Source organism: Reyranella sp., assembly GCF_036558665.1.
Lineage (GTDB): Bacteria > Pseudomonadota > Alphaproteobacteria > Reyranellales > Reyranellaceae > Reyranella.
The window spans coordinates 21,186-32,422 of record NZ_DATBFE010000143.1 but is presented as its reverse complement, the minus strand read 5'-3'; the positions used below and the strand labels follow the sequence as shown (position 1 = coordinate 32,422).

General features: G+C 65.3%; 12 protein-coding genes. 5 read left to right on the top strand and 7 right to left on the bottom strand.

The annotated features are described in order from the left end of the window. Positions 1–303 precede the first annotated feature (303 nt). From VH499_RS20955 to VH499_RS20940, 4 genes are all read left to right on the top strand, one after another. Positions 304–678, top strand: coding sequence for a nuclear transport factor 2 family protein (locus tag VH499_RS20955; RefSeq protein WP_332054701.1), 375 nt, complete (start codon positions 304–306; stop codon positions 676–678). Then, on the top strand, positions 675–1,463 hold the full coding sequence (locus VH499_RS20950; RefSeq protein ID WP_332054700.1) for an enoyl-CoA hydratase-related protein: 789 nt from the start codon (positions 675–677) through the stop codon (positions 1,461–1,463). The genes VH499_RS20955 and VH499_RS20950 overlap by 4 nt, the downstream gene beginning before the upstream one ends. Positions 1,464–1,877: 414 nt before the next feature. Further along, positions 1,878–2,867, top strand: coding sequence for a glycosyltransferase family 2 protein (locus VH499_RS20945; RefSeq protein ID WP_332054699.1), 990 nt, complete (start codon positions 1,878–1,880; stop codon positions 2,865–2,867). After that, positions 2,864–3,808, top strand: coding sequence for a WxcM-like domain-containing protein (locus VH499_RS20940; RefSeq protein WP_332054698.1), 945 nt, complete (start codon positions 2,864–2,866; stop codon positions 3,806–3,808). Before VH499_RS20945 ends, VH499_RS20940 begins: the two co-directional genes overlap by 4 nt. A gap of 64 nt (positions 3,809–3,872) precedes the next feature. Here the strand turns inward: VH499_RS20940 and VH499_RS20935 are convergent, their stop codons facing one another. From VH499_RS20935 to VH499_RS20915, 5 genes are all read right to left on the bottom strand, one after another. Then, positions 3,873–5,576: a hypothetical protein gene (locus VH499_RS20935; protein WP_332054697.1), complete on the bottom strand. Its 1,704-nt coding sequence runs from the start codon at positions 5,574–5,576 to the stop codon at positions 3,873–3,875. Then, positions 5,573–6,286: a C45 family peptidase gene (locus tag VH499_RS20930; RefSeq protein WP_332054696.1), complete on the bottom strand. Its 714-nt coding sequence runs from the start codon at positions 6,284–6,286 to the stop codon at positions 5,573–5,575. The genes VH499_RS20935 and VH499_RS20930 overlap by 4 nt, the downstream gene beginning before the upstream one ends. 373 nt (positions 6,287–6,659) lie before the next feature. Beyond that, positions 6,660–7,274, bottom strand: coding sequence for a thiamine pyrophosphate-dependent enzyme (locus tag VH499_RS20925; protein WP_332054695.1), 615 nt, complete (start codon positions 7,272–7,274; stop codon positions 6,660–6,662). 1 nt (position 7,275) lies between these two features. After that, positions 7,276–7,791: a thiamine pyrophosphate-binding protein gene (locus VH499_RS20920; protein ID WP_332054694.1), complete on the bottom strand. Its 516-nt coding sequence runs from the start codon at positions 7,789–7,791 to the stop codon at positions 7,276–7,278. Between the two features lie 114 nt (positions 7,792–7,905). Then, complete coding sequence (locus VH499_RS20915) at positions 7,906–8,349, bottom strand: helix-turn-helix domain-containing protein (protein ID WP_332054693.1); 444 nt, start codon at positions 8,347–8,349, stop codon at positions 7,906–7,908. 90 nt (positions 8,350–8,439) lie between these two features. Between VH499_RS20915 and VH499_RS20910 the strand changes: the two genes are divergently transcribed. Next, on the top strand, positions 8,440–9,861 hold the full coding sequence (locus VH499_RS20910) for an MATE family efflux transporter (RefSeq protein ID WP_414709820.1): 1,422 nt from the start codon (positions 8,440–8,442) through the stop codon (positions 9,859–9,861). On the opposite strand, the gene hemJ is transcribed toward VH499_RS20910, so the two are convergent. Together hemJ and hemH are read right to left on the bottom strand one after the other, a co-directional pair. Further along, on the bottom strand, positions 9,848–10,273 hold the full coding sequence (gene hemJ, locus VH499_RS20905) for a protoporphyrinogen oxidase HemJ (RefSeq protein ID WP_332054692.1): 426 nt from the start codon (positions 10,271–10,273) through the stop codon (positions 9,848–9,850). The genes VH499_RS20910 and hemJ overlap by 14 nt on opposite strands. Beyond that, entirely contained in the window at positions 10,273–11,232 is a 960-nt protein-coding gene (gene hemH / locus VH499_RS20900; RefSeq protein WP_332054691.1) for a ferrochelatase, read from the bottom strand. The genes hemJ and hemH overlap by 1 nt, the downstream gene beginning before the upstream one ends. Positions 11,233–11,237 lie beyond the last annotated feature (5 nt).

Below are 11,237 nucleotides of genomic sequence, written 5' to 3'. Positions count from 1 at the left end.
CAGCCACACTGCGTCGAAGCCAACGCGATCCATGATCTCGATGCGCTCGAGCGCGCGGGCATAGACCTGATCGAGCGGGCCATGGCGCCCCGGCCAACTGAAGAATTGAAGCACGCCCAGCTTCATCGCCGACTCCCGTCTCGGGTATTCGAGCCTTGCTCATCAGGCGGATCAGGTTGGACAAAGTCAATCGCAACGGGCCATTTGCGGAGCGTGGCGATGCGGCATTGCGAAACGGCGCATGATCCCTCGGATGACAGTGCTGGTGAATCGCCCCTATCCTTGAGGCGACGAGGAGGACGCATGCCCGACGCCATCGATGACCTGTTCCGCCGCTTCGGCAAGGCCTTCAACAAGGCCGACGTCGAGGAGATCGCCGCCTGCGTGACCGACGATTTCGAATGGCGTCTCGCATCAGGCGCGCGGCCATCCGGCACGGTGTTGAAGGGCAAGGACGATCTGCGCCGCTATTTCGGCGACGGGAGCCAGGCCCATCGCGAGGCGCGCTACTCGGACGCGCGCATCCATCGCGCCGGCGACAAGCTGTTCGGCACCTTCCGCGTCACCGGTACCGACGCCAAGGGTCGGCCCTTCGATCGCTACGGCATCGATCTTTACGAGCTTCGCGACGGCAAGATCTCGCTCAAGGACAGCTACCTCAAGGCCGACGGAGCGTGAACGACACCGTTCTCTGGACTGTCGACCGGCGCGGCGTGGCGACGGTCACGCTCAACCGGCCGCAGGTCAACAATGCCTACAATGGCGATCTAATCGCGGGACTCCATGCCGCGATGGACGCGTTGGGCCGTGAGCCGGGCCTGCGTGTCGTGGTGATCAAAGGCAAGGGTCGGCATTTCCAGGCGGGCGCCGATCTCGGCTGGATCAGCACGGTCGCCCGGCAAGGCCCGCGCGAGAACGCCGAGGTGAGCCGGCTCACCGCCGAGGCGATTCGCCGGCTCGATACCTGCCCCGTGCCGACGCTCGCTCTGATCCAGGGCGGCTGCTTCGGCGGCGGCACCGGCATCGCCGCCGCCTGCGATGTCGTGCTCGCGGCCGAGGACGCGATCTTCTCGATCAGCGAGACCCGCTGGGGGTTGATGGCGGGCATCATCCTGCCGCAGCTCTGTCGCGCCATGGGCGTACGCCAGGTTCGCCGCTATGCGCTGACCGGAGAACGCTTTGGCGCCGAGGAGGCGCGGCGCATGGGCTTCGTGCACGAGGTTTGCCCGCTCGGCGAGCTCGACACGACAGGCGACAGGATCGTGGAGGCGGTACTCATGAATGCGCCGGCGGCCACGGCCGCTACCAAGCGGTGCACGCTGTCGTCGGCGCGCGCTGTCGTCGATGACAGCGAGCTGCGCGACCTGATCGGGGAGCATGCGCGCACGCGCCAGCAGGCCGAAGCTGCCGAAGGGCTGGCCAGCTTCAGGGAGAAGCGCAAGCCGGCATGGTATCCGGCATAGCGGCACAATTTGCACGACGGATAGGGGAGATCACCTGCCGCGCGCTCAAGCCCTCCCGGAGGGATCACAGCGACATCGCTCTGCTCGGGGCCTTCCTGCTGCTGGCGTGATCGGCACCCGGACACGCTCTCTTCTGCACGACGACGGTGCCATCATCCTGGGCGGCGGTTCCGAGTGGCATCCTTACACGTGCCCTGCCATTACACAGATTCTCGATCATGCGCGTGATGCGCAGAACCGGATGTTTCTCGAATCCGCTGTCCAGCATTACTGTGCGTCGTGATGCCGTCCGGCCATCGCGCACACTCGCCGAGTTTCACGATCCACAGAATCACTGGTTCCTGACCTTCCTTGGCGAACATTACTGCGTACCTTAGCGAGCGAGCCGGGAAACTCGAGTCAGGGAGCAAGGTCATGAGCATCACGAAGCCGCGCGGCGCTGCGGCCGAGCTGGCCCGAACCTGCTTTTCCCTCGTCATTCCGGTTTACCGCAACGAGGAGACGCTCGACGCGCTGTTGCCTGCGTTACAGCAGATCGCGGCCGACCTCGACCATCGGATGGAAGTCGTCTTCGTCGTCGACGGGTCGCCGGACCGCAGCTATCAGGTCCTGCAGGAACGGCTGCCGCAAATCGGCTTCCCCGCGCAACTCATCGGCCTGTCGCGCAACTTCGGATCGTTCGCCGCCATCCGCATGGGACTCGAGGCGGGCCGCGGGCCGTATTTCGCCGTGCTGGCCGCCGATCTGCAGGAACCGCCCGAGCTCATCGTCTCGTTCCTCCGCACACTCGAGACCGAGCCGTTCGACATCACGATCGGCACGCGCGAAACGCGCGGTGATCCATGGCTGCAGTCACTCTCTGCCAACCTGTTCTGGGCGCTCTATCGGCGCTTCGTGCAGCCGGACGTGCCGGCCGGCGGTGTCGACGTCTTCGGCTGCAATCTCAGGGTGCGCGATGCGCTGCTACGGCTGCGCGAATCCAACAGCACTCTGGTGGGGTTGCTGTTCTGGCTGGGCTTCCGCCGCAAGACCATTCCCTATGCGCGCCGCCCGCGCGTCGCCGGGCGCAGCGCCTGGACCTGGCGGCGCAAGCTCCGCTACCTGATGGACAGCTGCTTCGCACTCACCGATCTGCCTGTGACCCTGATCATGACAATCGGGGCTCTCGGGTCGATCGGCTCCATCCTGCTCAGCATCGTGGTATTCGTCGTCTGGGCCGTCGGTGGCATCAAGATTCCCGGTTACACGCCGGTGATCCTGGTGCTGCTCATCTCCTTCACCTCAACTATGCTCGCGCTCGGCATCATGGGCGGCTACGTTTGGCGCACGTTCGAGAACACGAAGGATCGCCCGCTCTATGTGCCGATGACGCACGAGATGTATGGCCAGGACCGGACGCCATGACCGACTACTTCGTCCATCCCCAAGGGCTGTGCGAGACCACGCACGTAGGTCCGCGCACGCGGATCTGGGCCTTTGCCCATGTGCTGGCAGGCGCCGAGATCGGCGCCGATTGCAACATCTGCGACGGCGTTTTCATCGAGAACGACGTGGTGCTGGGCGATCGCGTCACCGTCAAGTCGGGCGTGCAACTGTGGGACGGCGTGCGTCTGTCGGACGACGTCTTCGTCGGCCCCAACGCGGCCTTCGCCAACGACAAGTTCCCCCGCAGCCGCGCCTATCAGGATCGTATTCCCGAAACAGTCGTCGAGAGTGGCGCCTCGCTCGGCGCCAACTGCACCATTCTGCCCGGCCTCAGGATCGGTCGCCAAGCCATGATCGGCGCCGGCAGCGTCGTCACCAGCGACGTGCCGCCCTTCGCGATCGTGGCCGGCAATCCGGCGCGCATCACCGCCTACGTCGACACCGCCGGGCGCGCCATGCCCCATCCGTTGTCCATGGAGCCGCCGCCCGGCGAGATCGTCAATGTCATCTCCGGCGTCACCCTGCATCGCCTGCGCAATGCCGAGGACGTACGCGGTACCTTGGCGGGCGCCGAGGTCGGGCCGGATATCCCGTTCGAGGTGAAGCGCTTCTTCGCCGTGTACAACGTGCCGAGCAAGAGCGTGCGCGGCGAGCGGGCCCATCGCACCTGTCATCAGTTCCTGGTCTGCGTCCGCGGCTCGGTGTGCCTGGTCGTCGACGATGGCCATCAGCGCGCCGAATTGACACTCGACCGCGCCAACATCGGCGTCCATGTGCGCAACATGATCTGGTCGGTCCTCTACAAGCACACCGAAGACGCGATCGTGCTCAACTTCGCCAGCGGGCACTACGATCCGGCGGACTACATCCGCGACTACGACGAGTTCCAGAAGCTGATGGCCGGCAAGTCGGCGTCGTAGGTGCGAGATCCATCCCACCCCCGGCCTCCGCGCTGCGCCGTCCCATGGATGCTTCTGCCCGGCTTTACCGTCGATGGCCGCGAAGCAGCCGGCCCGGCAACGCCGGCTTGATCATCGCTCGCTTCTTGGCCCATGACGCTGTCGCCCAGGCCAGCAGGAAGGCAAACGACAGACCCGAGATTGCCCAGCCGGCCTTTTCCGCAGGCACCGCCGTGCGCCGCAGATGATAGACATGGCGGCCGGCCGGAGCGGTGAACGACACCAGCCGCAGCGGGTCGGTCGCAACCACAGGGAGCATCGGATCGAGGCGCCAGAAGGGATAGTAGAAGCGCCGCAGGACGATCTCCGTCGGCACCTCTGCGTCAACGTCGATGCGCAGCCTGTCGAACGATTCGATCGACGCCTTGCAGATACGCGGCTTCGGCTCGCAAGTTATGAGGGGCACGCCCTCCAGCGGTTCCAGACCGAGTTCGGCGTATCCACCATTCGGCTTCTGCGGAAAGCCGGCAGGCTCGAATTGCTTGAGATCGGCCGGCACCTCTTGTTGAACGAGAGACACCTGCATGCGGACGAGGATGCCCCTGGCCATCTCGGCGACACCGGGGATGAACGCAATAATGACCCCGACAACGATGTACGACGCTGCCCGCGAGGGTACGGACCAAGGCATGAGGCAGAGAGCGGTTATTGCGGAGAACTCCACGACAATCATGAGCCGCCATGGAAACTGCACCTTGGCGACGAACGGTAGCTGCCAGAACCACGGTAGCGCCCCGGCGACGAACAGGAGACAGATGATGCAAACGAACGCCCAAAAGGCTGCATCCGTTCGCCATCCATGAGCGATTCCGCCGCACGCCAGAACTGCCAGCACGGTGACGGCTGCGATGCCGTAGGCCGCGGCATAGCATGCGATGATGTGCATCATGTCGGTGGGCTGCGGCCACCGTCCGGGCGTCAAAAGGAACCAGTTTTCGACGTGATAGTATTTCCCCCACAACGTTTCGGCGGGAATCCAGTCCTGCAGGCGGAGCGCCGGCACGAGATAGATCGCAGCGAGCGCCAGCCCGAGTACTCCACCGAGCAGGCAGCGGATAAGGAACTCCGCCGCCGGTCTCAGCGCACCGAGGCGCACGCCGCGATACAACACGTACATCGGCAGCGCCGTCACCGATATGAGCAAGGCTGTCGGCAGATGCATCATCGGAAGCGCTGCATAGGCGACCGCGAGCAGGACCGGCGCCAGGCGGCGCTTGTCGGCGATCTGCCCGACGGCGAGCATGGCCAGGGGCAGGACAGCATAGGCCCCGAACTCAGCATATGCGCCACGATAGTAGTGATCGAGCAGATGGTAGGGCGCCGCCATGTAGGCCAGGGCGCCGAAGACCGCTGTTCGGGCGGGCGCCTTTTCGGCCCTGAGCCAGGCATGCATGGCGAAGCCGGACGCCCACAACAGCAGCAGGGAGGAGAACGACAAGCGATACGACGCTGAAAGCGTACCGAACGTCGCGATGTTCAGGAGGGCATCGACCCAGAAAGCGACGGGTGGATAGAAGTAGAAGACAGGGCTGCCCAAGCCGTCAAAGGAGTCGGCGAGCCAACGGGGATAAACGACACCATTGCGAAACTGATCGGCGAACTGCGCCGCATAGGTGAGATTTTGCGGTGAGCTATGGCTCTGCAATGTTCCCAGCAGCAACGACGGTGCCATCAGCAGTACCGCCGCGGCCAGCCACATAAATGCCGAACGGCCGAGGAGCGGCTTCACTCTGCCGCCTGCCTCTGCGCCGTGCGGTCGGGCGTCAAGTTGTAGGTCGTGAAATGGCGGTTGAGCGCCGGCATGGGACAGGCTTCGAGATGGCCCGCGCCGGGGCGCATCAGGATCATCGCCGTGGTGGCGACCATGGTGCCGCGGTTGTTCGGCCGCGGCGGGCGGCAGACCGACCAGGGCGAAGCGTAGTCGTCGAACAAGGCCTCGCGGAAATGGTCGAGCGTGAGTCGGCCGCGATGCGGCGACAGCTGTTCGTGCACCCGCCGGTCGCGATAGATCGAGCAGGGCGTCTCGGCGAGGCCTGTGTCCCTTACCTTGGCCCGCGCCGCCTCGCAGATCCAGTGATTGGCGTGCACGTAGAGGCCGCGCTCCGGGGCCAGCCAGAAAGTTTCGTCGGGCGCGCATTCGAAGCCGAAGGCCTCGCCCCCGCCATGCAGCGAGGCGTGACTCACCGCCATGTGGTTGGAGCCGAGCTTGGACGTGGCGAAGATGGTGCGTACGGCGTGGGCGAGGAAGGCGCTTTCGAGCACCTTGCGGCGGATGAAGGGCAGCGGCACGCCCGGCCCGCGCCGGTAGTCTCGGTCGCATTCGAGCGCATTGGCGGTGAGTCCAATGCCGGCCGAGTTGAGTCCGGAGCGCGCGAGCCCTCCCGCCTCGGTGAAAGTGAGGATGTCCGGCCCATCGTCGCGGCGGATGCGCAGCACCACGCCGTCTGCGGTGGCTCGGGCAAGGCCAGCGCCGCCGTGCAGCCATCGGGCAGGGAGTGCTCCAGCGCCTTGCGCGCGCCCACCACCATCTCGGTGCGGTCGTTCATCAGCACGACGCCGGCGAAAGGCACGCCGGCCCCCTCGGCGATGCCGCGCATCTCCTCGAGGTAAGCCGGGTCGAAGGTCTCGATCACGGGGACCATCGCCTCGGCTCGGCGCTCCAGCTCCTTCCAGTCGACGCCGTTCTTCAAGAGCGACTCGGTATACATCCGGATGCCGCGCTCGATGCGCCCGGGCACCGCGCGACCATGCTGCCGGCCGCGTTCGTGCGCGCTGCCCGAAAGCTCGATCAAGGGGAACGGCGCATAGTCCATCACGGCCTCCCGAGCAGCGCCTGGCGGAAGCGGTCTTTGAGATGGGCGCCATCCTGCGGCGGCATGACGAAGTCGAGTTTCTCGACCATCACCTTGACCACGCGAAAGACCGGACCCTTTTTGGTTCGCAGGTCCTTCACGAGTTGCGACACCTCGGCTTCTGCGCGCACGATGGCCGTATCGGCAATGCCGCAGCCCTTGGCGATCAGGCTGAGATCGGCGCCCGCACCCGACCCGGTCGGACCGTTGTTGCGCGGGCTCGTGTGCGTCGCCTGATTGCCGGTCTCGCCGAACTTCTCGTTGTCGAGCACGCAGATCGCGAGGTTGTCGGGCTGCTGGGTCGCGACGGTGGCGAGCGAGCCCATGCCCATCAGCATGTCGCCGTCGCCGGTAATGACCAGCACGCGCTTGGCGGGCTGGGCGAGCGCGAGACCCAGTCCCATCGCGACGGTGGCACCCATCGCGCCCCAGAGCGGCATGTTGAGCGGCCGATCGCCGGCATTGGTGACGTCCCAATTGGCCGAGCCAAGGCCGGCCAGCACGAGGAGATTGTCGTCGGCGCGTTCGAGGATCTTCTTCACCAGCGGGCGGCGCCGAAGAATAGCCTTGCTCATGTCACTTCTTTCCGAACGTCTTGATGCCAATCAGCTTCTGGCGCAGCAGCACGGCGACCGCCTGGCCGCCGTCGAAGGCCGCGCGCGCCGCGGCGTCGACCGTGGCTTTCACGTCCGCCGCCGTGTCGACGGAATAGAGCAGCACGCCCATCGCCTCGAGCACCCTGGGCGTGCCCTGGCCCATCGGATATTGCCAGGAATTGAACTCGCCATAGTCGCCGCGCATGGTGATCAGGGTCAGGAACGGGAAACGCAGCGTCCTGGTGAGGCCCATCAGATTGATCGTGTTGCCGACGCCCGAGCTCTGCATCAGCAGCACCGAGCGCTGGCCGCCCAGCCACGCGCCGGCGGCGAGCGCCACGCCCTCCTCTTCCGTGGTGAGGGCCAGCGTGCGGATGGCATTGGATGTCTGGCAGCCCTCGATCAGGCGCGAATGGCCGGCATCGGGAACGTGATAGACCTGCTTGATGTCATGGTCCTGCAGGACCGCGAAAATATCGTCGCGCCAATCGCTCATGAAGGGAATGCTTTTGCCTTTGCCGTCTCGGGGCAAGAAGTCTAACGCCGCGTGAGACGCACACCATAGCGCCCCAGGACGGGCAGCGCTGCATTTTACGCGAATGAGCGCGAGTCACTCGAGCCGGATCATGATCGTCTCGCCGGGACCAAGCAGACGACCGTCGCTCGCCCGTACTTCGAGTTTGCGCACGGGCCGACCGTGCTTGCGGTCCACCAGCGTCAGGCGGTGGCCGGCCGGCGCAGCCAGATTCTCCTGGCCCCACTGCCCCAGCGCCACCAGCACCTGAAACAGGCCGCGGCCCTTGGCGGTAAGTCGATATTCGCGGTAGGCGCTGCCGTCGGCCGCCGGAACGAGTTCGAGGATGCCCTGCCTGGCGAGCGTACGCAGGCGCTGCGTCAGGATGTTCTTCGACACGCCCAGGCTCTTCTCGAACTCGTTGAACCGGCGCATGCCGCGCAGCGCGTCGCGCACGATCAACAGCGACCACCAGTCGCCAATCAGATCGAGGCTGCGCGCGATCGGGCAGGCTGCCCCCGAAAGGCTCTTGCGTCGCATGAGATAACCTCGTGCTGTCGTGGTTGCATCATAGAACAGGTTTGGCTTAGCTTCCAACCGGTTCAATCATGAAACCACAGAGAGTCGCCAATGTCCGACGTCACCGCTCCAGTTCGCGTACACGACATCGGCGACAGAACGGCCGCACCGGAGGTGGAGCGCAAAGCACGGATGCGGGTCGTCATGCTGGAAGGCCCCGTCGTCCCGACGCTGATGAGGCTCGCCTGGCCGATGATCGGCGTGATGGTGGCGCAGACCATGGTGGGTATCGCCGAAACCTATTATCTCGGCTTTCTCGGGACCGACGCCCTGGCTGGCGTCGCGCTGGTGTTCCCGCTTTTCATGTTGATGACCACCATGTCGAACGGCGGACTGGGCAGCGGCGTCGCCTCGGCCGTCGCCCGGGCGATCGGAGCGGGACGGCACAAGGACGCCGATGCGCTGGTCTTCCATTCCGTGGTGTTGGCCGTCATCGTCGGCGCGGGGTTCATGATCGGCGTGCTGTGGGGAGGCCCCGCGCTCTATGGCGCCCTGGGCGGCCGCGGCGAGGCGTTGCATTCGGCCGTTCGATATTCCGGCTGGTTGTTTGCCGGCACCATCGCCGTCTGGATCGTGAACCTCCTGGCCTCCGCCCTGCGCGGGTCGGGCAACGTCAAGGTGCCGGCGCTGGTGACGTTGATCGGTGCCGTGGTGCTGATCCCATGCTCGCCGGCGCTGATCTTCGGCCTCGGCCCGATCCCCCCGCTCGGTATCGCCGGCGCCGGAATCGCTTTCGCTCTCTACTACACGGGCGCAATGCTGGTGTTGCTGCGCTACATGCGCTCGGGCCGGGCCGGCCTCACGCTCGGTATCGTGCCGCTCCAATGGCGGCTGTTCGCCGATATCCTGAAAGTCGGCCTGCCGACGGCGATCAATGCACTGCAGACCAATCTCTGTGTGATCCTGGTGACGGGCGCGGTCGGACTCTTCGGCACCGCCGCGCTCGCAGGGTACGGGATCGCGTCGCGCCTGGACTATGTGATGATCCCGATTCTTTTCGGTCTGTCTTCGGCTGTGCTCACCATGGTCGGCATCAATATCGGCGCCGGCCAGGGCAGCCGAGCGCGCCATATCGCGTGGATCGGCAGCCTGATCGGACTCGGCATCACCGAAACCATTGGCCTTGTGGTGGCAGCGGCGCCTTCGCTCTGGCTCGACCTGTTCACGAGCGATGCGGCGGTGCTCGGGCCGGGTGCAAGCTATCTGCGCATCGTAGGCCTGGTCTATGGTCTGTTCGGCTTCGGTTTTGTTACATCCTTCGCCGGCCAGGGCGCCGGGACGGTGCTGTGGCCCTCGGTGGCCGTCACCACCCGCCTGATCGTCGCAGCGGGGCTGGGCTGGGCGGCAGTCACCTTCCTGAACGGCGAGATGGCGACGCTGTCTGCAATCGTCGCCCTCTCGTTCGTCGTCTATGCCGCCGTCGCCTCGCCGGTGATGCTCAGGCGCTCGGCCTGGCAGCCTAGAACGGTTTGAGCACCGCAAGAAACACGATGGCGATCATCAGCACTGTCGGCACCTCATTCCACCAGCGATAGAAGCGGGCCGGCCGGGTATTGCGGTCGGCGGCGAAGTCCTTTCGCCAGCGAGCATAGGCGTGATGTACCAGCGTGAGACCGACCACGAGCGAGATCTTCACCTGCCACCAGCCGGCGTGCCACCAGTCGCCCCGCCAGGCGAGCAGGAGACCGAAGATCCAGACGGCAGTCATCGCCGGGTTCATGATGCCGCGCAGCAGGCGGCGCTCCATCACCTTGAAGGTCTCGCTTTGCGGTGAGCCTTTCTCCGCCTCGGCGTGATAGACGAACAGTCTCGGCAGATAGAGTAGCCCCGCCATCCAGGCAATCACAGAGACGATGTGCAACGCCTTGAGTACATCGTAGAGCATCACGCGGCCTTGACTGGTGGGGCGAGGGCGGCCCGCACCAGATCGGCGAGGCCTCGAATGAACAGGGGATGCGTGCCCACGGTCGGCACGCGTACATAGACCGGAGCACCGGCTTCCGTGGCCAAACGACGATAGTCGATGTCGAGCTCGACCAGCGTCTCGGAATGCTCCGACACGAAGGAGAGCGGATAGAGCACGATTCCGACCTGCTCGTGTGCCGCCCGTGCGATTTCGGAATCCGTCGAGGGGCCGATCCATTTCAGCGGGCCGACCCGGCTCTGGTAGCAGACCGACCAGTCGACGTCCCCGAGTCGCGCAGCGATCGCCTTGGCCGTCTGCTCGACCTGCTCCCGATAGGGATCGCCAGCCTTGACGATTCTCTCCGGCAAGCCATGGGCGGAGAAGAGCAGGCGCTTCGGCCCGGAACCGGCCTCCGCCAATCCCTGCTTCACGAGCTCGACCGAGGCGGCGATGAAGCCGGGCTCGGTCGGATAGCTGTCGATCGCCACTGTCGGTATCTTGAAATGTGCCGCTTTGCGCCAGGCCTTTACTGAAGATGCCGTCGTCGTTGTCGAGAACTGCGGATAGAGCGGCAGCAGCACGATACGATCCGGCGCGAATCGGTGGATCGACCGAGCGACGGTCTCGGTCAACGGATGCCAGTGGCGCATGCAGACGTAGCCCCGCCATTCGCAGGTGTTATCCGCGCTCAGCACCTCTTCGAGCGCGCGCGCCTGCGCTTCCGTCTGGCCCAGGATAGGTGAGCCGCCGCCAATCTGTTCGTAGATCCTGAGCGCCTTGGGTGTCCGGCGGCGCGCGATCAAGCTTGCCAAAGGCAGCCGCAGCCAGGACGGCAAGGCGATAATGGCAGGATCGCTGAAGAGATTGCGCAGAAAAGGCTGCACCGCCTGCAGAGAATCCGGCCCGCCGAGATTGAACAGGACGATCGCGATCTTCACGGCCG